The organism is Streptomyces sp. NPDC101132, assembly GCF_044759225.1.
Taxonomy (GTDB): Bacteria; Actinomycetota; Actinomycetes; order Streptomycetales; family Streptomycetaceae; genus Streptomyces.
In genome coordinates this window covers 122,676-147,027 of the sequence record NZ_JBIVYX010000019.1, presented here as the reverse complement: position 1 = coordinate 147,027, position 24,352 = coordinate 122,676, and the positions used below count along the sequence as shown (strand labels likewise).

At 74.3% G+C, this 24,352-nt stretch carries 21 protein-coding genes; 13 read left to right on the top strand and 8 right to left on the bottom strand.

All coding sequences use genetic code 11. The features are described 5' to 3' along the window. Window positions 1–184: 184 nt before the first annotated feature. From ACIQUR_RS32460 to ACIQUR_RS32430, 7 genes are all read left to right on the top strand, one after another. Window positions 185–1,819 carry an ABC-F family ATP-binding cassette domain-containing protein gene (locus tag ACIQUR_RS32460; RefSeq protein WP_403672257.1) on the top strand — a complete coding sequence of 545 codons (1,635 nt, stop codon included), beginning with the start codon at window positions 185–187 and terminating at the stop codon, window positions 1,817–1,819. Between the two features lie 293 nt (window positions 1,820–2,112). Continuing rightward, a complete protein-coding gene (locus tag ACIQUR_RS32455; RefSeq protein WP_403672254.1) occupies window positions 2,113–3,465 on the top strand; it encodes a diacylglycerol/lipid kinase family protein in 1,353 nt (450 codons plus the stop codon). Window positions 3,466–3,725: 260 nt separating this feature from the next. Beyond that, the gene (locus tag ACIQUR_RS32450) at window positions 3,726–4,925 is read left to right on the top strand and encodes a S8 family peptidase (RefSeq protein ID WP_403672251.1); all 1,200 of its coding nucleotides are present in this window, start codon (window positions 3,726–3,728) and stop codon (window positions 4,923–4,925) included. A gap of 199 nt (window positions 4,926–5,124) precedes the next feature. Continuing rightward, window positions 5,125–6,825 (top strand): WG repeat-containing protein, encoded by a 1,701-nt coding sequence (locus tag ACIQUR_RS32445; protein WP_403672249.1) that lies wholly within the window; start codon window positions 5,125–5,127, stop codon window positions 6,823–6,825. 301 nt (window positions 6,826–7,126) lie between these two features. Beyond that, a complete protein-coding gene (locus ACIQUR_RS32440; RefSeq protein WP_403672246.1) occupies window positions 7,127–8,857 on the top strand; it encodes an IPT/TIG domain-containing protein in 1,731 nt (576 codons plus the stop codon). A gap of 153 nt (window positions 8,858–9,010) precedes the next feature. Then, the gene (locus ACIQUR_RS32435; protein WP_403672243.1) at window positions 9,011–9,784 is read left to right on the top strand and encodes a glycosyltransferase family 2 protein; all 774 of its coding nucleotides are present in this window, start codon (window positions 9,011–9,013) and stop codon (window positions 9,782–9,784) included. Between the two features lie 186 nt (window positions 9,785–9,970). Further along, window positions 9,971–10,825, top strand: a complete 855-nt coding sequence (locus ACIQUR_RS32430) for an alpha/beta fold hydrolase (RefSeq protein ID WP_403672240.1) — start codon at window positions 9,971–9,973, stop codon at window positions 10,823–10,825. A 53-nt stretch (window positions 10,826–10,878) separates the two neighbouring features. Here the strand turns inward: ACIQUR_RS32430 and ACIQUR_RS32425 are convergent, their stop codons facing one another. Continuing rightward, window positions 10,879–11,619, bottom strand: coding sequence for a class I SAM-dependent DNA methyltransferase (locus tag ACIQUR_RS32425; RefSeq protein WP_403672237.1), 741 nt, complete (start codon window positions 11,617–11,619; stop codon window positions 10,879–10,881). 139 nt (window positions 11,620–11,758) lie between these two features. On the opposite strand from ACIQUR_RS32425, the gene ACIQUR_RS32420 reads away from it, so the two are divergent. Beyond that, the gene (locus ACIQUR_RS32420; protein WP_403672234.1) at window positions 11,759–13,264 is read left to right on the top strand and encodes a cryptochrome/photolyase family protein; all 1,506 of its coding nucleotides are present in this window, start codon (window positions 11,759–11,761) and stop codon (window positions 13,262–13,264) included. Window positions 13,265–13,316: 52 nt separating this feature from the next. On the opposite strand, the gene ACIQUR_RS32415 is transcribed toward ACIQUR_RS32420, so the two are convergent. Continuing rightward, a complete protein-coding gene (locus tag ACIQUR_RS32415) occupies window positions 13,317–13,757 on the bottom strand; it encodes an SRPBCC family protein (RefSeq protein ID WP_403672231.1) in 441 nt (146 codons plus the stop codon). A 105-nt stretch (window positions 13,758–13,862) separates the two neighbouring features. Here ACIQUR_RS32415 and ACIQUR_RS32410 point away from each other — a divergent pair, with 105 nt between their 5' ends. Next, window positions 13,863–14,516 carry a maleylpyruvate isomerase N-terminal domain-containing protein gene (locus ACIQUR_RS32410; RefSeq protein WP_403672228.1) on the top strand — a complete coding sequence of 218 codons (654 nt, stop codon included), beginning with the start codon at window positions 13,863–13,865 and terminating at the stop codon, window positions 14,514–14,516. 276 nt (window positions 14,517–14,792) lie between these two features. On the opposite strand, the gene ACIQUR_RS32405 is transcribed toward ACIQUR_RS32410, so the two are convergent. Both ACIQUR_RS32405 and ACIQUR_RS32400 read right to left on the bottom strand, forming a co-directional pair. After that, window positions 14,793–14,966 carry a hypothetical protein gene (locus ACIQUR_RS32405; protein WP_403672225.1) on the bottom strand — a complete coding sequence of 58 codons (174 nt, stop codon included), beginning with the start codon at window positions 14,964–14,966 and terminating at the stop codon, window positions 14,793–14,795. A gap of 51 nt (window positions 14,967–15,017) precedes the next feature. Then, entirely contained in the window at window positions 15,018–15,476 is a 459-nt protein-coding gene (locus tag ACIQUR_RS32400) for a VOC family protein (RefSeq protein ID WP_403672321.1), read from the bottom strand. 185 nt (window positions 15,477–15,661) lie between these two features. Here ACIQUR_RS32400 and ACIQUR_RS32395 point away from each other — a divergent pair, with 185 nt between their 5' ends. Next, the gene (locus ACIQUR_RS32395; protein ID WP_403672222.1) at window positions 15,662–16,849 is read left to right on the top strand and encodes an amidase; all 1,188 of its coding nucleotides are present in this window, start codon (window positions 15,662–15,664) and stop codon (window positions 16,847–16,849) included. Window positions 16,850–16,885: 36 nt separating this feature from the next. Beyond that, entirely contained in the window at window positions 16,886–17,317 is a 432-nt protein-coding gene (locus tag ACIQUR_RS32390; RefSeq protein ID WP_403672219.1) for a hypothetical protein, read from the top strand. 46 nt (window positions 17,318–17,363) lie between these two features. Here ACIQUR_RS32390 and ACIQUR_RS32385 read toward each other — a convergent pair whose 3' ends face one another. After that, the gene (locus tag ACIQUR_RS32385; RefSeq protein ID WP_403672216.1) at window positions 17,364–19,772 is read right to left on the bottom strand and encodes an ATP-binding protein; all 2,409 of its coding nucleotides are present in this window, start codon (window positions 19,770–19,772) and stop codon (window positions 17,364–17,366) included. Between the two features lie 302 nt (window positions 19,773–20,074). Between ACIQUR_RS32385 and ACIQUR_RS32380 the strand changes: the two genes are divergently transcribed. Then, entirely contained in the window at window positions 20,075–21,544 is a 1,470-nt protein-coding gene (locus ACIQUR_RS32380) for a phosphatidylinositol-specific phospholipase C domain-containing protein (protein WP_403672213.1), read from the top strand. A gap of 109 nt (window positions 21,545–21,653) precedes the next feature. On the opposite strand, the gene ACIQUR_RS32375 is transcribed toward ACIQUR_RS32380, so the two are convergent. The 3 genes from ACIQUR_RS32375 to ACIQUR_RS32365 form a co-directional block, all read right to left on the bottom strand. After that, window positions 21,654–22,871 (bottom strand): amidohydrolase, encoded by a 1,218-nt coding sequence (locus ACIQUR_RS32375; RefSeq protein ID WP_403672318.1) that lies wholly within the window; start codon window positions 22,869–22,871, stop codon window positions 21,654–21,656. A gap of 258 nt (window positions 22,872–23,129) precedes the next feature. Beyond that, the gene (locus tag ACIQUR_RS32370) at window positions 23,130–23,303 is read right to left on the bottom strand and encodes a CsbD family protein (protein ID WP_403672211.1); all 174 of its coding nucleotides are present in this window, start codon (window positions 23,301–23,303) and stop codon (window positions 23,130–23,132) included. A gap of 102 nt (window positions 23,304–23,405) precedes the next feature. Then, window positions 23,406–23,879 (bottom strand): MarR family winged helix-turn-helix transcriptional regulator, encoded by a 474-nt coding sequence (locus tag ACIQUR_RS32365; RefSeq protein ID WP_403672208.1) that lies wholly within the window; start codon window positions 23,877–23,879, stop codon window positions 23,406–23,408. Between the two features lie 81 nt (window positions 23,880–23,960). Here ACIQUR_RS32365 and ACIQUR_RS32360 point away from each other — a divergent pair, with 81 nt between their 5' ends. Continuing rightward, the gene (locus ACIQUR_RS32360) at window positions 23,961–24,302 is read left to right on the top strand and encodes an HGxxPAAW family protein (protein ID WP_403672206.1); all 342 of its coding nucleotides are present in this window, start codon (window positions 23,961–23,963) and stop codon (window positions 24,300–24,302) included. Window positions 24,303–24,352 lie beyond the last annotated feature (50 nt).

Here is a 24,352-nt window from a genome sequence, read left to right as displayed (position 1 = left end):
GGAGCGCAGCAGACATGGGCGGTGACGACGACATCTCCGGGTGATCCCGGGATGTGACCGGCCGACGGCGAGCGCGCGTGAGCGCCGCCGGGTGGCCCCCTCCGTCGTTCCCTTCCCCCATGTCCGCAGGGGCAGCAGACCGAACCCGCTCGGCTCCGCCCCCGTTCCGTACGAGGTCACCCGCATGTCCCACGCCGCCGTCATCTGCTCCGACGTGTCCTTCTCCTGGCCCGACGACACCCCGGTCTTCACGGACCTGTCCTTCGTCGTCGGCCCGGGCCGTACGGGGCTGGTCGCACCCAACGGCTCCGGGAAGAGCACACTCCTCAAGCTGATCGCCGGGACCCTGCACCCCCGGGCGGGCTCGGTGTCGGTGGCCGGCACCCTCGGCCACCTCCCGCAGTCGCTGCCGCTGGCGGACGGCCTGACCGTCGCCGAGGTGCTGGGCGTCGCCGACGTGATCCGGGCCATCGACGCCGTCGAGTCGGGCGACGTGGCCGAGGAGCACTTCACGGCCATCGGCGACGACTGGGACATCGAGGACCGTACGCGCGTCCAGCTGGACCGCCTCGGCCTCGGCGGCCTCGCACTGGACCGCAGCCTGCGCACGCTGAGCGGCGGCCAGATCGTCTCGCTCGGCCTGGCCGCCCAGCTGCTGAAGCGGCCCGACGTCCTCCTGCTGGACGAGCCCACCAACAACCTGGACCTGGACGCCAGGCACCGGCTCCACGGCGTGCTGGAGGAGTTCAACGGCTGCCTGCTCCTGGTCAGCCACGACCGGGAGCTGCTCGACCGGATGGACCGCATCGCGGAACTGGAGCGGGGCGAACTCCGTTTCCACGGGGGCAACTTCACCGCGTACGAAGCGTCGGTGCGGGCCGAGCGGGCCGTCGCCGAGAAGAACGTACGCAACGCCGAGCAGGAGCTGAAGCGCGAGAAGCGGGAGATGCAGCAGGCCCGCGAGCGCGCGGAGCGCCGCCAGAGCAACGCCGCCCGCAACCTGAAGAGCGCCGGCCTTCCCCGTATCGTCGCCGGGAACCTGAAGCGGGCCGCACAGGAGTCCGCGGGCCGCTCCGGGCAGACCCACGCCACCCGGGTCGTCGACGCCAAGGCCCGCCTGGACGAGGCCGGCCGGGCCCTGCGCGACGAGCCGCGCCTCGTACTGGACCTGCCCGAGACGGCCGTCCCCGCCGGACGCAACCTGTTCATCGGCGAGCGCCTCCAGGTCCGGCTCGGCGACCGGAACCTGTACGGACCCACCGGCGTCGACCTCACCATCCGGGGCCCCGAACGCATCGCGCTCACCGGCCCGAACGGATCGGGCAAGAGCACGCTCCTGCGCCTGATCCACGGCGCCCTCTCCCCGGACGGCGGCGAGACCAAGCGGTCCGGCGGCCGGATCGCCTACCTGTCCCAGCGCCTCGACCTGCTCGACCTCGACCGCAGCGTCGCGGAGAACTTCGCCGGCTTCGCCCCCCGGCGGTCCGAGGCGGACCGGATGAACCTGCTCGCCCGCTTCCTCTTCCGCGGCGCCGGCGCCCACCTGCCCGTGCGGGCCCTGTCCGGCGGAGAACGGCTGAGGGCGACCCTGGCCTGCGTCCTGTACGCCGAGCCGGCACCGCACCTGCTGCTCCTGGACGAGCCGACGAACAACCTCGACCTCGTCAGCACGGAACAGCTGGAAAGCGCCCTGAACTCCTACCGGGGAGCCTTCGTCGTCGTCAGCCACGACGAGCGGTTCCTCCGCGAGACCGGCGTCGACCGCCGGCTCCGGCTGGCCGCCGGCGAACTGACGGACGCCGGGGCACCGCCCCGCTGACCAGACGCCCGACCGGCCGCGCCGTACCCGACCGGCCGCGCCGTACCCGACCGGCCGCGCCGTACCCGACGGCCACGACGTGTCCAACCGACCCCGGGGCACCCGTATGGCCCTGGGAGACGCGTGCGCGTCGGCCGCCCGGCCCCTCCACGACGGCGACGGCGCGCCCGCCCGCGTACGGTGAAGGCACGGGACCACGGGCCCGGTCCCACGGGACCGGGCCCGGCCCCGGACCGCGCCGCACCCCCCACCTGCCGTTGCGGCAGGGCGACCGGCCAGAGGATGTGAGGCGGATGGCACTGTCACCCCCTTCCGGCACCGGTGGCGGCACCGTCGCGGCCGCCGGCACCCCGGCCCGCGCCCGCTGGCTGGCCCGGCTGGCGCTGGTCTGCGCGCTGGGCGCGCTGGTGGCACTGGTCGCGGCCTTCGGCCACAGCGGTCTCGTCATCGTGGTGGCCGGGCTGGCCGGCGTGGTGCTCGGCGCCATGGGGACGTGGTGGATGCTGTCCCGCCGCGGCTGGCTGCGGCTGGGCGGGGGCCTGCTCATGGTGGCCGCGCCGCTGGCCGTACTGGTCACCTTCGCCCGCGCCGGCCTGTGGCCCACCGCGCTCACCGCCCTGGCGCTGTGGCTGGCCGGACTGGTGTGCGCCGGTACGGCGCTGCGGGAGGTGCGGCGCCCCCACGGCATGCGGGCGGCCCCCGCGCCGAACCCCCGCAAGCCGGTCCTGATCATGAACCCGAAGTCCGGCGGCGGCAAGGTCGGCCGGTTCGGGTTGGTGGAGCGGGCGGAGGCGCTCGGCGCACGGGTCGTACTGCTGGACCCGACGGCGGTCACGGACGTCGCCGCGCTCGCCCGCCGGGCCGTTGCGGACGGCGCGGACCTCCTCGGCGTCGCCGGCGGCGACGGCACCCAGGCCAAGGTGGCCGAGGTCGCGGCCGAGCACGACCTGCCGTTCGTGGTGGTCTCCGCCGGCACCAGGAACCACTTCGCCAGGGACCTCGGCCTGGACCGCGACGACCCCGTCCGCTGCCTGGACGCCCTCACGGACGGCGAGGAACTCAGGGTCGACCTGGGCGTCGTCGGCGGCCACGTGTTCGTGAACACCGCCTCCTTCGGCGTCTACGCCGAGGTGGTCCAGCGCCCCGAGTACCGCGGAGCCCAGGCGCGGACGGCGCTCGACGCCATGCCCGACCTCCTGCTCGGCTACGCCGGCAACGCCCTGGACGCGGTGACGGACTCGCGCCGGCTGGAGGACCAGCAGGCGCTGCTGATCAGCAACAACCCGTACGCCACCCCCGAGCCGATGGCCGCCGGGGGCCGCAGGCCACGGCTGGACAGCGGTCTGCTGGGTCTCGTGGCGATCCGGGTGAACAGCGCGGCCCAGGCCGCCGAGGTCGCCCTCCGCGGTGCCGGGGCGGCCGGCCTCCACTCCCTGACCTCCGCCCGGATCGTCGTGGAGTCGGATGCGGCGCGGATCCCGGTCGCGGTGGACGGCGAGGCCCTCACCGTGTCCACGCCGGTCGTCTGCTCCGTACGTCCCGGGGTCCTGCGCGTACGGGTCCCCAGGCTGCGCCCGGGCCCGCCCACGGCGTACCCGCCCGTCGACTGGCACGAGATCCTCACCCTCGCCCTCGGCCGCCCGTAGCGCCCGCGGAGGGGAAGGCGTCCCCACTGCTCGCCCCACCCCACCCCACCCCACCCCGCCACGGGGCCGGAACGTGTCGGCCCCGTAAAGGAGTTCGCCTGAACGCGTGTGCGAAGAGCGCGTGATGTGGAGGGCCTTTAAAGAAACCTTGTTGAAAAACTCCCCGCCCCGGGTTCGCTCTTGATTTGCTCCTGTCAATCGGAACAGGGTTCTCCAGACCGTTTGACGCCCCACACGTCACGACGAGGAGCAACCACTCCATGGCAACTCACAAGCGATCCCACCGACTTCGCAACGGGCTCATAGCGACGGGAGCCGCGGGCGCGGCCGTCGCGGCCCTGTTCGCGAGCCCCTTCGCGGGGGCGGCCACGCCGGCCGAAGGGACCGTGCACGGCCTCGGCGCACCCGGCGCCGTGGACGGCAGTTTCGTCGTCATCCTCGACGCGTCCGCGAACAAGGACGACCTCGCGAAGAAGTACGGAGGCAAACTGGAGCGCACCTACGGCTCCGAGGTGAACGGCTTCTCCGCGTCCGGACTGACGGTGAAGGAGGCCAGGCGGCTCGCGGCCGACCCCGCCGTCGGCACCGTCGTCCAGAACAAGCGTTTCAGCATCAACGAGACGCAGGAGAACCCCCCGTCCTGGGGCCTGGACCGGATCGACCAGCCCGCCACGGCCGGCGACCGGAAGTACGCGTACCCCGACAACGGGGGAGCGGGCGTGACCGCGTACGTCATCGACACCGGCGTCCGGATCTCGCACCAGGACTTCGGCGGCCGGGCCACCCACGGCTTCGACGCGGTCGACGACGACGACACCGCCGACGACGGCAACGGCCACGGCACCCACGTCGCGGGCACCATCGCCGGCACCGCCCACGGCGTAGCCAAGAAGGCCCGGATCGTCGCGGTGCGGGTGCTGGACGACAACGGATCCGGCACCACCGAACAGGTCGTCGCGGGCATCGACTGGGTGACGCAGCACCACACCGGCCCGTCGGTGGCCAACATGAGCCTCGGCGGCGGCGCCGACGAGGCGCTCGACGCGGCCGTCGAACGCGCCATCGCGTCCGGCGTGTGCTTCGCCGTGGCGGCCGGCAACGAGTCCGCGGACGCCGGCCAGGGCTCGCCCTCCCGGGTGCCCGCGGCCCTGACCGTCGCGTCGAGCACGGAGGGCGACGAGCAGTCGGGCTTCTCCAACTTCGGCTCGGTGGTGGACCTGTACGCGCCCGGCTCCGAGATCACCTCCGCCTGGAACGACAGCGACACCGGCGTCAAGACGATCTCCGGAACCTCGATGGCCGCGCCGCACGTCGCGGGGGCCGCCGCCCTCCACCTCGCCGCCAACCCCTCGGCCACCCCCGCCGAAACGGCCGCCGCCCTCACCTCCGCGGCAACCCCGGACGCCATCAGGAACCCGACCCCCGGCACCCCGAACAAACTCCTGAAGGTAACCCCGTAACCGCCCCCGCCCCACCCGAGCGGCCCTCCCCCAGGGGAGGGCCGCTCGTCCTTTCCGGAACACCGGGGCCGAACGGACGTCCCGCCGCGCACGGCTCACCCGACGAGGGAGCCATCCCCACGTCGTCACTCACTGTCACACCCACCGCATACGCTTCTCCTCGTTGTCCGACAGCCCTTCGTCGCACAGGAGTTCCGCCATGACGCCCTCTCCTCCCCATGCCGTGCCCGTGATCGGTGCCGGGGGCTTCGGGCAGCGGTTCGCGCTGGTCGGGGCGGACGGGCGGCTCATACGGGAGCCGGTGTTCTCGGCCGTGGGGCGGTTCGTCGACGACGGCCGGGGCGGGCTGACCGCGCCCGCGGCCGGGCTCGACGGCACGTGGGGGTATCTCGGCGGCGACGGGCACTGGCGCGTCCGGCCGGCGTTCGAGAAGGCCACCGCCTTCGACTCCGCCGGGCGGTCCCGGTTCCGGGCCGACGGGCTCTGGGGGTACGCCGACGCGAGCGGTGCCGTGGTGATCCCCGCCCGGTTCGCCGGTGCCGGCCCCTTCGGGCACGGGCCGGCCGCCGTCAGGACCGAGGGCGGCTGCGGCTACGTGGACGGGACGGGCCGCCTGGTCGTCGGCGGGACGTACCGAGACGCCGGGCCCTTCGCACCCAACGGACTCGCCGCCGTGGTGACGGCGGAGGACCGCCGCGGATACGTGGACCGGGAAGGCCGGCTCGTCGTGGCCGTCGCCTTCGACGAAGCGCGCGCCTTCAACGCCGCCGGCACGGCACCCGTACGCGTCGGCGAGCTGTGGGGCCTGCTGGACGAGGCGGGGGAGTGGGTGGTCGAGCCGTCCTTCCGGCACCTGGCGGGCTTCGACGAGAACGGGCTCGCGTACGCGCTGGGCGAGCCGGCAGGGGGCTCGTCCGCCGGGTTCGTCGACCACCGGGGGGAAACGGTGATCTCCCACCCCGGCGAGCAGGACGACGTGCTCCGCCACGGGCTCCTCAGGGTCGGCTACGGGTCCACCCGGGGATTCCTCGACGCGCGCGGCAGGCAGGCGATCGAGGCCGTGTACGCGTGGGCCGACGGCTTCGACGACGGCGGCGCGGCCGTCGCCCGGCCGGAGGAGTGCGGCACGTGGGGTGTGCTGCGCGCGGACGGCTCGTACACGCCGAGCGGACACCCCGAGCCGCTCACCGACGAGGACGGCTGGGTCGTCGGTTTCGACGGCGGCCACGGCCTGGCCCCCTTCCGGACGGCCGAGGGGCACGTGGCGCACGTGGGCCGGCACGGCCGCGAGGTGTGCCGGGTGGCTCCGGACGCTCCCGACGGCAGCGCCGTCGTCCTCCGGGACGCCCGCGGCACGGCCGTCTGGCGCGGCACGGCCGATCCCGGCACCTTCCTGCCCGAACCGCCCTTCCTGACCGCGGATCCCGAGCGCCACCTCTGCGCGGGCCTCACCCTGCACACCGACCCCGAACCCCTCGTCCGCGAGCTCGCCGAGCAGCCGCCCCGGCCGTTCTACCCCCGCTCCGAGATCTTCGGCCCGGGGGACGACCCCTACGACCTGGAGGAACTGGACGAGTACGACCTCGACCACGCCTCGAACGGCGCGCTGCGCGTCCTCGCGACCACCTGGCTCGCCGCCGAACTCGAAGCCGAGTACCCCTTCCTGGAGGACCACGTCCAAGAGGGCTTCGGCAGGATCCACGACGCCTTCGAGGCCGGCCTGCGAGCCGCGTACGGAGATCCTCTCCCGGGCGTACACCCCTGCCTGCGCGGCGGCGACGGGAACACCTCGCTCGCCTGGGAGGTCGCGGGGCGCCACCTCGTCCTGGAGCTGTACTTCCAGATCGGGGACGGGGACCGCGAATGCCAGATATGGCTGGCGCTCGTGGACCCTTCCTGACGGGACCGGGACCGGGACCGGGACCTGGACCTGGACCCGGATTCGGGGGCCGCGCCAGGGCCGGGCCACGGGACCGCGGAGGGCGCGGGGCATGCGAAGCGATCAATCCGGTCGGCACGTGATCTGAAACGGGCAAGTGTGAAACTTCGGCGCGGCTCGTGATCGTGCGCTGCGACGATGTCGGCGACCCGCTGAGCCTGGTCGGCACCAACAGAACTGACGTCTGCCGTCGCGCCACCAACGGTTCCCGGGGGCCTCCGCTTCCCGCCGTGGTGCCGCGGCCTCCGAGGGGGGATTCACCGTGTCAGCGATCACCCGCTTACGCCCGCACCACCCGAGCACCGGGAACCACCCCGGCACCCGCCGCCACCCGCACCAGCGCCGCCGACGCGGCCGCACCTCGCTGGCCGCCGCGTTCGCCCTCGTGGCGACCGGCCTGGGCGCCCTGAGCGCACCCCCGGCGGCCGCGGCCCCGCCGAGCGTGATCGCGACCGTACCGCTGGGCGCGAACCCCGAGCACGTGGCCGTGGCCCCCGACGGCAGGCACGTCTACGTCAGCAACTCCGGGGTCTTCATGGGCACCCCCGGCAACACCGTCACCGTCCTGGACACCGCCACGAACACCGTCGGCGCCACCATCCCCGTCGGCAACGGCCCGGCCGCCCTGTCGGTCACCCCCGACAGCACACGCCTGTACGTGGTCAACCGCGGCTCGGCCACGGTCAGCGTCGTGGACACCGCGACCAACACGGTCACGGCCACCCTCACCGGCATCCAGGACCCGAGGGGCCTGGCGGTCGCCCCGTCCGGCACCCAGGCCTACGTCGTCGACACCGCCGCCCCCAGCGGCTCGGTGCGCGTCGTCGACACCGCCACCCACACGGTCACCGCATCGGTCGCGGTGGGCCCCTCCCCGCGCGACGTCGCCCTGAGCCCCGACGGCACGCGCGCCTACGTCGGCAACCTCGGCGACAACACGCTGACCGTCATCGACACCGCCACCCTCACCGTGGCCGGGACGGTGGCCCTGAGCGCCCGGCCCTTCGCGGTCCGGGCAAACCCCGCCTCCGGCGCGGTCTACGTCAGCCACGGCCTCGACGACTTCGTATCCGTGGTGGACCCGGCCACGCTCGCCGTCACCACGACGATCACCACCGGGGCCAACCCGGGCGCCGTGGCGGTCAGCCCCGACGGCGCGACCGCCTACGTGCCCGGCATCAGCAACCACACGCTGTCGGTGATCGACACCGCGAGTCACACCGTCACCGAGGCCCTGCCGGTCGGAGGCGGCCCCGTCGCCGCCGGGGTGAGCCCCGACGGCACCCTCGCCTACGTGGTCAAGAACGGCAGCGAAACCCTCGACGTGCTGGCCCTGAGCGCGGCGGTACCGGCCGTGACCTCCATCACCCCGGCCTCCGGCCCGGCAGCGGGCGGCACCGCCGTCACCGTCACCGGCACGAACCTGGCCGGTGCCACGGCCGTCACCTTCGGTGACACCCCGGCCGCCATCACCGCGTGCACCGCGACCGGCTGCACCGTCACCGCCCCCGCCCATGCGCCCGGCACCGTCGACGTACGGGTCACCACCCCCGGCGGCACCAGCCCGGTGACCCCGTCCGGCCGGTACGCGTACGTCGCCCCGCCCGCGGACATCGACGTCGACCTCACCGCCCGGCCGAACCTGGGCATCCTCGCGCCCTACGTCACCTACACCCTCACCGCCCGCAACACCGGTCCCGGAACCGTCACGTCCGCGACCCTGAAGGCCACCCTCCCGCCGGGCGCGGCCGCCACCCACCTGTCCGCCGGCTGCACGAGCACCGGGGCCACCGTCACCTGCGCGTACGGGACGATCGCCGACCAGGCCGGCGCGGCGAAGACCTTCCGCGTCCCTCTCCACCTCCTGACCCTGGGCCCGGTCAAGGTCACCGCGGCACGCACCGCCTCCACCCCCACCGACCCGCACGCGGCCAACGACACCGCAACGGCCTCGTGCACCGCCGTCTCCATCGTCCTGGTCACCTGCCCCTGACGAACGCCGGGCTCCGGCCGGGACGGGCACCCCGCCCGGCCGGAGCCCGCCCCGGACCCCGGCCCCGGACCGGCGAACCGGACCGGAGTCCGCAGAACCGGAGCGTCGATGCTTGAATGGACCGTCGTTCCCGGTCTGGCAAGGAGAAACGCTGTGCCCCTGGTGTCCGTCGTGATGCCCGTCTACAACTCGGCAGCCACCCTCGGGGCAGCCGTCCGATCGGTGCTCACGCAGACGCACACCGACCTGGAGCTGCTGATCACCGACGACCGGTCGACCGACGGCTCCATGGACCTGCTCCGCGAGTTCGCCGAGCAGGACGAGCGCGTCCTGCCGCAGTCGGCACCCGAGCAGGGCGGTGCCGGCCGGGCCCGCAACCTCGCGATCGAGCGGGCCCGCGGGGACTACGTCGCCTTCCTCGACAGCGACGACATGTGGCTGCCCGAGAAGACCGAGAGGCAGCTGGCCTTCGCCGCCGAGGGCACCGCGCCGCTGACGTTCACCTCGTACTTCAAGATGGACGCCGACCACGACGGCGAGAGCACCGACTGGGTCCCCAACGGACGCGTCGTCCGGGCCCGGGAACACGTGGACTACCGCGCGATGCTGGTCCGCGACTACATCGGCGCCCTCACCGCCATGTACGACCGGAACGTCCTGGGCACGCGGCTGATGCCGGAGATGCGCAAGCGCCAGGACTACGCCCTGTGGCTGTCGATCATGCGGGACGGCGCCGACGCCCGGGGCCTGGCCGAGCCGCTCGCGGTGTACCGGGCCCACCAGGCGGGATCGCTGTCGTCGAACAAGCTGTCGCTCGTGCAGTACAACTGGGCGCTGTACCGCGAGCACGAGCACCTGTCCGTCCCGCGGGCGACGCGGGCGCTGGCCGGCGCCGTGTGGCAGTCCGTGCGGAACTCGCGCATCTAGCGCGGAGCCCGCGGCCGCGCGGTAGGCGGCGGCACGCGTGACGTCGTATCCCCGGGGACCCCACCCGCACCTTGATCATTGCCATCGGCCCTTCATGATCATTAAGTTGGTGCGTACGAGGCGCCGCGGCCGGGACGGCGACGCGCGTGCCGCCGATGCCACCGACGTCAGAAAGCGGGTAGCCGGATGCAACCGACCTTCGTACTGGTACACGGAGCCTTCGCGAACTCCTTCTCCTTCGCCCCCCTCCAGGCCGAACTCGGCCTCCTCGGGCACCGCTCGGTCGCCGTCGACCTGCCCGGCCACGGCTTCGAGGCGACCTTCACCCGCGCCTACCAGACGCCGCAGGACGCCGAAGGGCTCGCCACGGCACCCGGCTCGATCAAGGGCGTCACGCTCGCCGACAACGTCGCGCACCTGATCGGGATCCTGGAGCGGGCCAAGCAGAACGGCCCGGTGATCCTCGTCTCGCACAGCCGCGGCGGCATCACGGCCACCGCCGCCGCCAACGCGCGCCCGGACCTGATCGACCGCATCGTCTACGTCTCGGCCTGGTGCCCCGTCCGCCTGGAGGTCGGCGACTACTACGCCGAGCCCGAGATGGCCGGGGTCGACCCCGCCGCCTTCGCCTCCGCGCTGGCCGGCAACCCCGCCGAACTCGGCGTGCTCCGTGTCAACTTCCGCACCGCGAACCCGGACTCGCTCGCCGCCTTCCGGGCGGCCTTCCTCGCCGACGGCACCGACGAGCAGTTCCTGACCTTCCTGAACACCTTCCAGCCGGACGAGAACCTGGACGTCGGCGGCCCCGCCGACCGGGCGCAGGCCGCCACCTGGGGCCGCATCCCGAAGACCTACATCCGCCTGGCCGACGACGCGTGCATGCCCCTCGCGATACAGGACCGGCTGATCCGCGAGGGCGACGAGCTGACGCCGGACAACCCGTACGACGTCCGCACCCTCGCGGGCAGCCACCTGAAGTGGCTGGTCGACCCGGCGCCGGCGGCCCGCGTCCTCGGCGAACTCGCCGCCCTGGCCGGATAGCCGTACGCGACCACGCTCACGGACCCCTCACCCGCGGTGGCGCGCGTCCGGCCTCAGACCGGCTTGCGCCACACGGAGACGTGCTTCGCGGAGTCCTGGCCGAACGGCGTCCCGTCCCAGTCCGCGACCCGGCGCTCCAGGTCGAGCCCGGCGATCCGCGCCATCAGGTCGAGCTCCGCCGGCCAGGCGTACCGGTGCCGGGAGCGGTCGCGGCGGTAGCGGCCGTCGTCGCCGTCGCGGGTGAGGTGGTGCGAGACCAGGACCTGCTCGACGAGGTCGAAGGTGTCGAAGCCGACGTGGTGCTCGGAGACGTCGAAGGGCACCGCGGTCCGGCCGGCCGGCAGGTACCGCAGCGGCGGTACCCCCAGCTCGATGACGAACCGGCCGCCGGGCGCCAGATGACGTGCGGCGTTGCGGAAGCACTCGACCTGCTCGTCCTGCGTGAGCAGGTTCGAGATGGTGTTGTAGACGAGGTACACCAGCGTGAACTCGCCCGGTACGACCGTGGTCGCCATGTCCCCGAGGACGACCGGCAGCGTCTCCGCGTCGGTCTTGCGCCGCAGCACCGCCGCCATGTGCTCGGAGAGTTCGACACCGACCACCGGCACGCCGCGTTCCCGCAGCGGGACGCCCACGCGTCCCGTTCCGATGGCGAACTCCAGCGCCCGGCCGTCTCCGGCGAGTCGGGCGAGGAAGTCCAGGGTCGGTCCGAGGACGTCGGCCGAGGACATCTCCGTCTCCTCGGCGTCGTAGCGCTCGGCGGTCGCACGGGTCCACAGTTCACTGCTCGTCACGGACCGGAACCCTGCCGGATGCCGAGGGGCGCTGTCGACGCATTTACGCCCTCCTCGCGGCGCCCGGCGCGGCGCGCTTCGCCCACCCGCCCGGGCGGCTGTATAGCTGGAGCCTCCATCGGACGGCGCGAGGGGAACCGTGGCTGTGTGGCACTGGCTGTTCGGAGACCAGCTCGGCCCCCACTTCCTCCGCCCCGGCGAGGACGTGGCGGGACCGGCCGGGGACGCGCCCGTCGTGATGGTCGAGGCCCGCTCCGTCTTCCGCCGGCGGAGGTTCCACCGCGCCAAGGCCCACCTCGTCCTCTCCGCGATGCGGCACCGTGCGGCGGAACTCGGAGACCGGGTCCACTACGTCCGCGCCGAGACCTACCGGGAAGGCCTGCGCCGGACCGTCGGCGACGCACCGGTCACCGTCCACCAGCCCACCTCACGGGCCGCGGACGGCCTCGTCCGCTCGCTCCCGAACGTCCGCGTCCTGCCCGCACGCGGCTTCCTGGTACCGGCGGAGGCCTTCCGCTCCTGGGCGGGCGGACGCAAACAACTGAGACACGAGGACTTCTACCGGTGGACGCGCCACGCCCTCGGCCTGCTCATGGACGGTGACGAGCCGGCCGGCGGACGGTGGAACCACGACCAGGCCAACCGGGAACCGCCGCCGAAGCACGCGGCCACCCTCGGGGTGGCCGCACCGTACCGCCCGCGTGAAACCGACATCGACGAGCAGGTGCGTGCCGACCTGGACCGCTGGGAACGCGACGAGGGCATCGGCTTCGTCGGACGCGACGGCCCGCGCACCTTCCCCGCCTCGCGCCGCGAAGCGCTGGCCGCGCTGCGCCGGTTCGTGGAGCACCGCCTCGCCACGTTCGGCCCGCAGGAGGACTCGATGCTCGCCGGCGACGCGGTGATGAGCCACAGCCTGCTGTCGTCGTCGCTCAACCTGGGACTCCTCGACCCGGCGGAGGTGGTCGGCGCCGCCGAGGACGCCTGGCGCGCCGGCCACGTACCCGTGCAGAGCGCGGAGGGCTTCGTACGGCAGGTCGCGGGCTGGCGCGAGTACGTGTGGCACACGTACTGGTACTTCGGCGAGGACTACCGGCACCGCAACGCGCTCGGACACCGTGCCGCCCTGCCCGACTGGTTCCTCGAACTCGACGCCGACGCCGTCACCGCACGCTGCCTCTCGACGGTGCTCGCCCAGGTCCGCGACACGGGATGGACGCACCACATCCCCAGGCTCATGGTCCTCGGGAGCCACGCACTCCAGCAGGGCTGGGACCCCCGCGCGGTCACCGACTGGTTCCACCGGTGCTTCGTCGACGGCTACGACTGGGTGATGCTGCCCAACGTCATCGGCATGTCCCAGTACGCCGACGGCGGCCTGATGACCACCAAGCCGTACACCAGCGGCGGGGCCTACATCCACCGCATGAGCGACCTGTGCGGCGGCTGCGCCTACCGGCCCGGCGACCGCACGGGCGACCGGGCCTGCCCGTACACCACGGGCTACTGGTCCTTCGTCCACCGGCACCGCTCCCGCCTGGCCGCCAACCCGCGCACCGCCCGAGCCGTACAGGGCCTGGACCGGCTGCACGACGTCGAGGAGGTGCTGCGGACCCGCCGCCGGCAGGACGGCAACCCGCCCTGAGGTCCACCGCGGAGGCTGCCGGGTCCCGTGGCGACGGGCGACCCGGCCGCCCTCAGGGGACGCGGCGCGTCACGGCCCGCGGCAGGGCGGCGGCGACGTCGTCCGCGAGCCGCTCGACGTCCTTGCGTACGAACGGAGCGGCCAGCCGGGCCACGCCCTTGAAGCGGAACGTCGCGGTGTAGACCAGCCGGGTCGCCCCCTCCTCCGCCGGCGTGAAGCGCAGGTCGTCCGTGACGGCGACCGTGCCGTTCTCACCGCTGAAGACCAGCCGGTCGCCTTCCTGGACGTCGAGCCGGTACGACACCTCGGCGTCCCGCCCCCGGAAGCGCGAGGTGTTCCGCCAGCGCGCGCCGGGGCGGACCGGTCCCGCGTCCACCCGGACACAGGCGACGGTCGCCGGATCCCACTCCTGCGCGTGCGTGAAGTCCGCGAGGTAGGCCACCAGGTCGGGCATCGCGACGGGGACGTTCATGGTGCGTACGACTCGGATCATGTCCGTCTCCTCGGCGGTCGACCGCTCTTCCCTACACCGACTTCCGCCGCACACCCGTCCGCGGATGCACCGCCCCGCGTTCCGGCCCCTGCTAGCGTGCCGGGGATGGACCTCTTCTCGCTCTCGTGGTCGGCGTTGCGCGCGGCCGTCGACGGGCTCCCGGACGGGGACTTCGAGCGGCAGTCCGGCTGCGCCGGCTGGCTCGTCCGCGACCTCGTCTGCCACCTGGTCATCGACGCGCAGGACGTCCTCATCACCCTCGCCACCCCGGCGGCCACCGAACCCACCAGGAACGCGGTGACCTACTGGGAGGTCGTCGAGCCGCCCACCGGCGCGGACCCGCTCGACGCGCTGACCGTCCGGCTCGCCGCCGCCTACCAGGACCCGGGCCTGCTCAGGTTCCACCTCGACGACGTCGGCTCCGCCGCCGGACGCCCCGCGGCGCTCGCCGACCCCGACGCCCGGGTCGGCACCCGCGGCCAGGTCCTCACCGTCCGCGACTACCTGGGGGCGTACGTCCTCGAATGGACGCTCCACCACCTCGACCTCGTCGCCGCCGTCCCCGACGCCGCCGGTCCGCCGCCCGAGGCCCTGGCCCGCTCCCGCGCGATGCTCGAACAGATCGCCGGCTTCCCGCTCCCCGCCGCCCTCTCCGACACGAGCGCCCTCCTGGTGACCACCGGCCGCCGCCCCCCGACCCCCGAGGAACAGCCCCACCTCGCCCACCTCACCCCCCACCTCCCCCTGCCCCTGGGCTGACCCCCCGCCCAACACCCGCGTCCGGTGCACGACCCCCCGGCTCTTCGACTGCCACGCCCTCAACGTGTCGGGCACCGTCGCCTGGGCCGGATCTACGTCCGGGCCGAGCCGTTCACCGAGTGGGGCGTGTTCGACCTCGGCGGCTGACCTCGGGTGTCAGGCCCGGTGCTCCTCGGCCGGGGCGGCGTCCGCCGCCTTCCGCACCGTGGCTTCCAGTTCGTCGCGGTCCATGTCGAACTGCTCGGCGTAGAGGTCCAGCGCCGAATCCAGCAGCCACTACGGTTCGCGGGCGTCCTCCCACGCGTCCCGCCAGGTCACCTGCTGCTCCTCGGTCCACCCGGCGGAGTCGCCGAGCTCCTCCTGAAGGCGCGCCAGCTCGGCGTGTGCCGCGTCGGTCGCCTCCTGCAGCTCGACCAGTTCGTCCAGCGCATCCGACAGTTCGATGTCCATTCCGGGATCATAAGCGCCGGGATCCGGCCGGCCCGCGGGGCCGCCAGGCGGTCAGGACGCCGGCCCCCGCGGCGCAAGTTCCTCGGCCAGGCCGACGATGATGCCGTCCGGGCCGCGCAGGTAGCAGAGGAGGTGGCTGTCCTCGAAACGGGCGATCGTGCCGACGAGTTCGGCGCCGTGCGGGCGCAGCCGGGCCACGGTGTCCTCGATGTCGTCGACGGCGAACATCACGCGGTGCGTGCCCAGGACGTTGTGCGGCCGGTTGCGCGGCCCGGCGCCGGTGGCCGCCGGGCTGTGGTACCGCGCCAGCTCCAGCCGGCCGTGCCCGTCGGGGGTCCGGACCATGGCGATGTCGCAGCGGACGCCGTCGAGTCCGGTGCACTGGTCGGCGAACGCGCCCGCGACCTCCGTCCTGCCCTCCAGCTCCATCCCGAGTTCCACGAAGAACGCGACGGCGGCGTCCAGGTCGTCCACGACGATGCCGACGTTGTCCATCCGCTGGATTGCCATGCGGCCCATGCTGCCGTCTCCTGTTCCCCCGGGGCCGGGATACGGGTGTCTGCGGCGCGTCGCGAGGAGCTCGGGCACCCCCACGCCGGCCGGCGTGAACCGCAGGCGCGGGTGCGGGGTACGCGGCTCCCCGGCCGTACGCTTCACCGCGGACGCCGCACGACCCACCAGGCCAGGAGCCCCGCATGCTCGACGACCACCGGTACGCCTCGCTCTCCGCCGTCGAGATCGCGGGCCTGGTGACCGGCGGCAGGGCCACGGCAGCGGAGATCGTCGACACCGCGCTCGCCGTCAGCGCCCGCCGCGACGGCGCGCTGCGCGCCTTCACCGCCCTCTGGGCCGATGCGGCCCGGACCCGGGCCGCGGAGGTCGACGCCCAAGTGGCCCGCGGGGCACGGCTGCCGCTGGCCGGTGTGCCGATCGCCGTCAAGGCGAGCGAGGGCGCCCACTCCGCACAGAACCGGCGCCTCGTCGCCGCGGGCTGCGTCCCGATCGGCGCCACCTCCGTCCCCCGGCCCGGGACGGGCTGGCAGACGTACGGTGCCACCGACCGCGGCCCCACCCTCAACCCCCTCGACCCCGCCTGGTCCCCGGGCGGCTCGTCGGCCGGCTCCGCAGCGGCCGTCGGCGCGGGTCTCGTACCGCTGGCCACCGGCTCCGACGGAGCGGGATCCGTACGCATCCCCGCCGCATGGTGCGGCATCACCGGCTTCAAGCCCACCAACGGCCTGCTGCCCGCGCGGGACCGGGCCGGACTGAACACCCCCGGCGTGCTCGTCCGCGACCCCGCCGACGCCGCGGCCTACTTCCGTGCCGTCGCCCCCATCCGTCCCCCGGCCCCGGCCCCCGCGCCGGCCGGGACACCCCGCGTCACCTGGACCCCCACCCTGGGGTACGCCGACACCGCGCCGGCCGTCGCCGCCACCGCCCTCAGCGCCCTCCACCGCATCGCCCGCGCCGGACTGTGCCACCCCGTCGACCGGCCGGTGGAGCTGTGCGACCCGGCTCCCGCCTGGACCGCGCTGCGCGCCGGCACCCCCGACAGCACCACCAGGAGCCTGGCCGAGGCCAACGCGCGCACCCTGCACGAGGTGTTCGAGGAATCCGATCTCCTCGCCACCCCGACCACGCCCCACCCTCCGCACGGCCACGAGGGCCCCGGCACCCGCATGAGCGTGGCCCTCACCTGGGCCTTCAACCTCTCCGGCCACCCCGCGATCACCCTGCCCGCCGGCCGCACCCCGGCCGGCGAACCCGTCGGCCTCCAGCTGATCGCCCGCCACCACGCGGACACCCTGCTCCTCGACGTCGCCGGACGCTGGCAGCACCTGCTCCCCGGGCCGCCGCCCCCGGCCGGCACGCCCCGGTCGTGATCCCGGTCGTCAGCCCGGGGCCCCGCCGGTGGGACAATGGCGACGACCGCGGCCGACCGGCGCGCGGCGGGCGGCGAAGGGGACCGACGAACGATGGGTCTGGCGGAGGGCCGGCGCGTGAAGCTGGCGGTGGACATCTGCCTGGGCGAAGCCGTCGCGGGCACCACGGGGGCCACCGCGGGCCTGCTGTCCCTGGCGGCCGGCACCGAGGGCACCGTCGAGCGGGTCGACGGGCCGCCCCGCGAGAGCCACGCGGTCCGCGAGTACCTGCGCCTCCGGTCACTCCTCCAGGACTACGGCCACACGATGCCCGAGGCGAGCAGGCAGCGCCTGGAGGAGGAGGTCCGCGAACTGGAGCCGCAGTGGAGCGACTTCCGGGAACACGGCGGGCGCGCCACCGCCCGCGTCCGCTTCGACAACGGCTTCGTCCTCGACGGCGCCCCCGAGGCCGTCCTCACCCACCTGTGAGGTCGCCCCTCCGCCCGCCCGGGGCGCGCAACGCGCCGCCCGGCCCTCACCCCGCCCGGCCGGCGCCGTCCAGGCTGTGGAGCTCGGCGGCGGCTTCCAGCTGCCGCGGATTGTTGAGGCGTACGAGGGCCTGGTGAGCGGCCGTCAGGGTCGCGCGGGCCTCGTCGCGGCGCCCGAGGTGGCGCAGGACGATGCCGAGGTCGAGCCGGGCCGCCTCGCTCCAGGCGGGCATCCGGGCCGCCTCGAAGTGCCCGAGCGCGTAGGACAACGGCGCTTCCGCCTCCCGCCACCGGCCCAGCGCGGCCAGGTCGTTGCCGATGTGCTGGCGGCTCGCGGCGAGGTACAGGCCGATCACCTCCTGCGGCTTGCCCGGGACGCCGGCCCGGCAGCGGGCCTCGCTCCTGCGGTGGATGGCCAGCGCCTCGGCTGCGCGGCCCGACTGGCGCAGCAGCTGCCCCAGCAGGTTGAGGGCCGTGAGCTCCGCCAGGCGGCTCTGGGCGCAGCCCTGGCCGGCGAGGTGGTCGGCCGCCCGCCGGAACTCCTCGATGGCCTCGTCCGTCCGGCCGAGCCGGTTCAGCGCCCCGGCCGCGTACCCCATGGCCCAGCCCACCTGGACCTCGTCGCCGGTCTCGCGGGCCACGTCGAGGGCGGCCCGCGCGGTGGCGAGCGCGGCGGTGTGGTCGTAGACGCACACGTTGTAGGCCCAGGCCAGGTAGTTCAGCTGGACGGCTTCCTCGCGCCGGCTGCCCAGGGCGCGGGCCGAGTCCGCGCCGCGCCGGAACACCTCGACCCACAGCTCCCAGTGCATGGTCCGGTCGGAGAACCAGTGCATCGCCTCGGCCGCGTCGACCACCCGACGGTGGTCGCCGGCCGCCTGGGCCCGCCGCAGTGCCCGGAGCCACTGGGCCCGTTCGTTCTCCAGCCAGGTGTGGGCCCGGTCCGGGCCGATGGGCGCGGTGGCCGGGTCGGGGTCGCCGTCGGCGGCGGTCCGGGGCACGGGCGGGTGGTCGGCGTCGAAGTGCAGTGCGGCGGCCGTGGCCCGGCGCAGCGCCCAGCGGGCGGCCCGGTCCTCGGCGGCGGCGATCTCCTCGGGCGCGTCCTCCTCGGCCAGCTGCTCGGCGGCGTACAGGGCGAGCAGGTCGTGGAAGCGGTAGCGGTCGGCGGTGGGGTGCGGCTGGAGCAGCCCGGCGTCCGTCAGGTCCTGGGCGCACCGCGCTGCCTGACGGCGGGGCAGGCCCGCGAGCAGGGCGGCCGTCTCGGGGCTGAAGTCGGGGCCGGCGGCGAGGCAGGAGCGCCGGAAGACGGTACGGGCCTGCGGGCTCAGCTGCCGGTAGGACAGCGCGAAGGCGGCCCGGACCTCCAGTGAGCCGGCCCGCAGCGTGTCCAGCCGGTCGCCCTGCTCGGCCAGCTGGCCGACGAGCTTGGCGATCCGTTCGCCGGGGCGTGCGGCCAGGCGCTGCCCGGCGATCCGTACGGCCAGCGGGAGGTGGCCGCACAGCTCGGCCAGGTCGCGGGCTGCCTGCCCCTCCCGGCCGACCCGATCCGGCCCGACGATGCGGGAGAGCAGCTCCACCGCCTCCTCGCGGCGCAGCAGGGCGAGTTCGGTACGGTGCACCGCCTCCAGACCGGCCAGGGCCTGGCGGCTGGTGACCAGGGTCAGCGAGGTACCCCGGCCGGGCAGCAGCGGACGTACCTGCTCCTCGTCGCTCGCGTTGTCCAGGAGGAGCAGGACGCGCTTGTCGCGCAGGACGGAGCGGAGCAGACCGCTGCGGTCCTCGGTGGCGGCCGGTACCGCGCTGCCGGCGACGCCGAGGGCGTGCAGCAGCCGGGCGAGCGCGTCGCGGGGGAGGGTGGGCTGCGGGTCCATGCCGCGGAGGTCGACGTGGAACTGCCCGTCCGGGAAGTACGGGGCGAGGGCGTGGGCGGCGTGCACGGCGAAGGCGGTCTTGCCCAGGCCCGGCTGGCCGCTGATCACGGCTGTCGGCGGAGGTCCGGGCTCGGGTCGCTCGGCCAGGGCCCTCAGCTGCGCCAGGGCGGGGCCCCGGGCGGTGAAGTCGCTGAGGTCGCGGGGCAGGGCGAGCGGGTGGTGGCCGGCCGGCTCCGGCTCCGGTGCGCCGGCCGGCTCGTGGTCGTACGGCGCGGATTCCGCCCCCGTACGGGCGGGGCCGGCCGTCCCGGCCGGGGGCCGCGCGGCGGTCCGCCGGGTGCGCGGCCGCCCCAGGCTGGCCGCCCGCTCCAGCTCCACGGCGCCGGTCTCGTCCAGTTCCAGCGCCGCGGCGAGGGCCTCCACGGTGCGCCGCTGCGGACCACGGGACCGGCCGCGCTCCATGTCCGACAGGGCCCGCACGCTCACCCCCGCGGCGTGTGCCAGCGCCTCCTGGCTCAACCCGGCGGCGGTGCGCAGGCGCAGCAGGCGCTCGCCGAACCCGCCGGTGGCCGGTGTGTCCGTCCCCATGCCCGCTGTGTCCCCCGGTGCCGCACGGACCGGCCGGTCCGCCGAATCCTTCCGGCAGAAGTATGCCGGACCGTATCTCTGCCGGTGGAACCGCCTGGTCCGCTCCCACCGCCGCGCGCTTGGCTGTTGGCGACCCGGACGGCGGCCCGACCAGCCCCCGCCGGGCCGGTCCTCCGCGGCCAGGCCGCCCGCCCCCTCCGCGGGCGGCCCCGCGCCGGACCCGGGGGAACGCCAGACCACGGTCGCCTCCACGTCCGCGCCCGCGGACCACCGGCGACCGCCTTCGACCAGGGGAAATTCACATGACAACCAGTGGTGCCGCGCCCCGTCCGGGTGCCGGCCACCAGGCCCGCCTGCTGCGACTGCTCGTCGTGCCGGTGATCCCGCTCCTCGTCCTCGCCTCGATGCTGACGGCGCCCACCGGCGCGGCGGCGGCAGGCAGCAAGTACGGGAACTCGCGCTACCACCAGTGGTCATGGGTGACCACCCACAACTCCTACGCCGACGACTGGAGCCAGTTCCCCGTCCCGCCCAACCAGTCGCACAGCATCAAGGAGCAGCTCGACAACGGGGTGCGCGCCCTGATGCTCGACACCTACGACCCCAAGGGCACCGGGCCCGTCGCGCTCTGCCACGGCGGTACGGCCCTGTGCTACGAGGACTTCAAGTCCGCGCTGCTGACCATCGTGAACTTCCTGCAGAAGAACCAGCAGGAGGTGGTGACGGTCTTCCTGGAGAACTACGCGAGCCAGCAGACGCTCAGCAAGACCATCACCGACATGCTGGACGCCAAGGACGCCGGCGGTCTGCTGTTCAACCAGAACAACTACGGCATCAACACCAACAACTGGCCGCGGCTGCGCGACATGGTCGCCGACAACCAGCGCCTGGTCGTCTTCCAGGACAGCTGGAGCGACCTGGCCGTCGGCAAGGGCACCCTGATGAACACCTGGACCCACACCGTGGAGAACCGGTACAGCTACGGCCAGGGCCAGCCCTACGGCTGCGAGCAGCGCGGGCAGAGCAAGCCGCTCGACACGAACCCGATGCCGGGAACGTCCAACCTGACCCCGCTGTTCACCATGAACCAGTTCAGCTCGGACAACCTCGACCCGGCCGGCTACGCCAAGGTGGACAACGGGGCCCAGCTCAAGAGCCGCATCGAGAAGTCGTGCCGGCCCGCCGCGGGCCGCAACCCCAACTTCGTCGCGGTGGACTACTACCAGGACTCCGACAACTCGGGCCACACCCCGCTGTCCGTGGTCGCCGAACTCAACCGCGACAACTACGTCTTCGAGCCGCACCCGGCGGTGTGGACCGTCAGCGACTCCAAGCAGTACGTCAGCACCTACAACACCGGCCGGTGCATGGTGCGCGGTGACGAGTTCCCCGACGGCTCCGGCGGCCTGGTCACGCAGCGGGCCTGCGCGAACCCCGCGCCCAGCAGCCACCAGTGGACGGCCACCAAGCCGAACTACGACGGCAAGGGCTACTACTGGATCAAGGCGAACAACGGCTACTGCCTCACCATCCCGTGGAACCTCGGCACCCCGCCCGGCGACGGCACGCAGCTGTTCTGGTGGCCGTGCGAGACCCGCTGGTCGTCGGCCACCCAGCTCTGGGAGGTCATGCCGACCAACATCGACGCCAACGGCAGGTCGCACGGCTACTACTTCGTCAACCAGTGGACCGGCAAGTGCCTGACCCTGGACCCCGCGACGACCGGCGGCAAGGCGGGCAAGGTCACCCAGGCCGCCTGCCCCAAGCGCTGACCCACCCCGCGCACTCCGGCCGGCACCGCCCCCACGCGGTGCCGGCCGGCCCGTCGGGCGGCCGGTCCGCCGGGCAGCGGGTCTGCCGGTCTGCGGGGCAGCCGGGCGCTCACAGGCCGGCCGCGGCCCGCTCCCGTAGCGCCGCCCATGCCCGCGCCCGGACCTCCGGGCGCAGCAGCACGTCCGCCGCCGTGCAGGCGAGCGCTTCCGCTGCGGCGAGCAGCACGCGGCGCCCGCGGTGCGATGCGGCCGCCGCGGCGAACGCGGGCGTGTGGTCGGATCCCCCGGCGGCGTCCATGACGGCGACGAACGGGTGGACGGCCGGCAGGCGCGTGCTGACGTTCCCGATGTCGGACGACCCCAGGTACACCCCCGCCTCCGGTTCGGTCAGCTCGATCCCGGCCCGTGCCAGGTGCCCGGCGAACCGGCCGGACAGCACGGGGCTGTCGCGGAAGTGCTCGTAACGCGCACCCACCCGCTCCACGGTCACCCCGGTGCCGGTGGCGGCCGCCGTCCCCTCGGCGCACCGCCGGAGTTCGCCCGAGAGAGCCTCCAGCGCCGCCGTGGTCGCCCCGCGGAGCCCGAACAGCCCCTCGGCGTACTCCGGCACGATGTTGGTCGCCCGGCCTCCGTCGGTGACGATGCCCTGGACGTGGGACCCGGCCGGCAGCCGACGGTGCAGCACACCGAGCGAGTTGAAGAGCTGGACCAGCGCGCCGAGCGCGTCGATCCCGTCGGTCGGATTCCCGGTCGGGTGGGCGGCGCGCCCGTGGAACCCCACCCGGACCTGCGCGCTGGCCGTCAGCGGCGCCCACGACCAGCTGTGCACACCGGGATGCACCATCAGGGCCGCGTCCACGCCGTCGAACACCCCGGCCTCCACCAGCGCCACCTTCCCTCCGCCCCGCTCCTCGGCGGGCGTGCCGACCGCCAGGAGGGTGCCGGGAGGATCGCCCAGAGCGGCCCGCAGGGCGAGGGCCGCCCCCAGCCCGGCCGCGGCGATCAGGTTGTGCCCGCAGGCGTGCCCGAGGCCCGGCAGCGCGTCGTACTCCAGCAGCAGCGCCACCCGGGGCCCCCGGCCCCCGCCGGCGGACGCGGTGAACGCCGTGGCCAGTCCGGCCGTCCCGCGGTCCACCCGGAATCCCTCCCGCGCCAGCTCGGCGGTGAGCCTCCGGGCCGCCCGGTGCTCTTCGTACGCGGGCTCGGGGTCCCGGTGCAGGGCCAGCGCGGTGTCCCACAGGCGCACGGCACGGGCGGCGACCTCGTGACGGATCCGCTCGTAGACCGCCTCCAGGGCGTCGCCCGCGGGTGGACCGGCGGAGGGCACGGGGCCCGGCAGGCCCCCGGGGCCGTCGACGGGCTCGAAGGCGTCGGTCACGGAAAACCCTCCCTGCGCTGCGCCGGTCGTTTCCGCGCGTCTTCCACGACGACCGCCCTTGATGCGCCGTCCGTCCTTCCGTCCGGGTGTGCCGTGACGCCCCCGCACCCCGGCCGGAGGTGCCGGTGGGCCTGGACACGACGGGGCCCCGGCCGCGTGGAATCCGGCCGGGGCCCGGCTGTCACGGCGGTGCGCCCGCCGGCGGCCCTAGTTGCGGAAGGTGTCCTTGACGTCTTCCTTGGCATGGCGGGCGTTGCCCTTGGCCTGCTCCGCGCGGCCCTCGGCGGTCAACCGCTCGTTGCCCACGGCGCGCCCGAGCGCCTCCTTCGCCTTGCCCTTGGCCTGCTCGGCGATGGCCTTGCGCTTCTCGGTACCCGACATCAGGGACCTCCTCGTTGTGTACCGGATTGGTCGTAACCCCTCGCTTGCTCCGGATCCCCGCGGCCAAACCCACCACTTCACAGCGGCCGGTTCCCACCTCGGTCAGTCCTCGCAGGACTCGGCCAGGTAGTCCGCCGCCAGCCGGCCCGCGCGGGTGAACCAGTCGGCCAGGACGGCGACTTCGTCCGGCGAGTAGTCGGCGAAGAGCTGGGCGAGGCGCGCGTAGTACGGCTCGTAGATGGCCCGGACGCGGTCCGCGGCCTCCGGCTCGGCGACCACGCGGACCCGTCGCCGGTCGTCGGGGTCCGGCCGGCGGCTCACGAACCCGCCCCGCTGCAGACGGTTGAGGATGCCGGTCACCGCCCCCGTCGTGACGTGGGCCCGGGCCGCCAGGTCCCCGGCGGTGACCGGGGTGTCCCCGGCCTCCAGGACGTAGGCGAAGCAGATCAGGTCGGTCGGGCTGAGCCCGAGCCTCCGCGCGAACTCCTGCTGGCCGACCATGCTCGTCGCGATCAGGTGGTCCATCGCTCCGATCGCTTCGGCGGGGGTCGCGGCGGGGCGGGGGGAGCCTTCCATGGTTATTCCCTTACCTGCTAAGATAAATCCCTCACTTGCTGAGACATTCTAGATCCGTGCAGGTCGGAAGGGGTTGGAACGATGAGCGCACATCAGTACGACGAGGGACACACCGTCGCCGGATGGGCCGGCACGGCCGTGGCGACGGTCGGGGCGGCCCTGACCGGAGTGGGGGTCTGCGGCTGGGCCCCCGGCATCTGGACGGGGCTCGCCGTGCTGGTGCTCGCGGTCCTGCTCACCTGGGTCCTGCACCTCGCCGGCTGGGGCAAGGCCCCCGGACCGCGGCCCGTCGAGGACTGGCCCCTCCGCACCCGCGACCTCGCCGCCCGCGCCGGGCACAGGGACTGCCGTGGCTGCCGGCTGGCCGGCCGGCGGCAGGCGCCGGTACCGGCCGCCGAGCCCGCGGCGGCCCCGGCCGTCTGACCGGCGCGCACGGTCGCCGACATCCGGCACGGGGGCGCGGCCGTTCCCCG

Excerpts from the sequence above, each read along its gene's own strand:
- ACIQUR_RS32415 (WP_403672231.1), bottom strand. The coding sequence starts at position 13,757 with ATGATCCGAGTCGTACGCACCATGAACGTCCCCGTCGCGATGCCCGAC.
- ACIQUR_RS32405 (WP_403672225.1), bottom strand. The coding sequence starts at position 14,966 with ATGGACATCGAACTGTCGGATGCGCTGGACGAACTGGTCGAGCTGCAG.
- ACIQUR_RS32390 (WP_403672219.1), top strand. The coding sequence starts at position 16,886 with ATGGCGACGACCGCGGCCGACCGGCGCGCGGCGGGCGGCGAAGGGGAC.
- ACIQUR_RS32450 (WP_403672251.1), top strand. The coding sequence starts at position 3,726 with ATGGCAACTCACAAGCGATCCCACCGACTTCGCAACGGGCTCATAGCG.
- ACIQUR_RS32455 (WP_403672254.1), top strand. The coding sequence starts at position 2,113 with ATGGCACTGTCACCCCCTTCCGGCACCGGTGGCGGCACCGTCGCGGCC.
- ACIQUR_RS32365 (WP_403672208.1), bottom strand. The coding sequence starts at position 23,879 with ATGGAAGGCTCCCCCCGCCCCGCCGCGACCCCCGCCGAAGCGATCGGA.
- ACIQUR_RS32395 (WP_403672222.1), top strand. The coding sequence starts at position 15,662 with ATGCTCGACGACCACCGGTACGCCTCGCTCTCCGCCGTCGAGATCGCG.
- ACIQUR_RS32385 (WP_403672216.1), bottom strand. The coding sequence starts at position 19,772 with ATGGGGACGGACACACCGGCCACCGGCGGGTTCGGCGAGCGCCTGCTG.
- ACIQUR_RS32360 (WP_403672206.1), top strand. The coding sequence starts at position 23,961 with ATGAGCGCACATCAGTACGACGAGGGACACACCGTCGCCGGATGGGCC.
- ACIQUR_RS32400 (WP_403672321.1), bottom strand. The coding sequence starts at position 15,476 with ATGGCAATCCAGCGGATGGACAACGTCGGCATCGTCGTGGACGACCTG.
- ACIQUR_RS32460 (WP_403672257.1), top strand. The coding sequence starts at position 185 with ATGTCCCACGCCGCCGTCATCTGCTCCGACGTGTCCTTCTCCTGGCCC.
- ACIQUR_RS32410 (WP_403672228.1), top strand. The coding sequence starts at position 13,863 with ATGGACCTCTTCTCGCTCTCGTGGTCGGCGTTGCGCGCGGCCGTCGAC.
- ACIQUR_RS32445 (WP_403672249.1), top strand. The coding sequence starts at position 5,125 with ATGACGCCCTCTCCTCCCCATGCCGTGCCCGTGATCGGTGCCGGGGGC.
- ACIQUR_RS32380 (WP_403672213.1), top strand. The coding sequence starts at position 20,075 with ATGACAACCAGTGGTGCCGCGCCCCGTCCGGGTGCCGGCCACCAGGCC.
- ACIQUR_RS32370 (WP_403672211.1), bottom strand. The coding sequence starts at position 23,303 with ATGTCGGGTACCGAGAAGCGCAAGGCCATCGCCGAGCAGGCCAAGGGC.
- ACIQUR_RS32430 (WP_403672240.1), top strand. The coding sequence starts at position 9,971 with ATGCAACCGACCTTCGTACTGGTACACGGAGCCTTCGCGAACTCCTTC.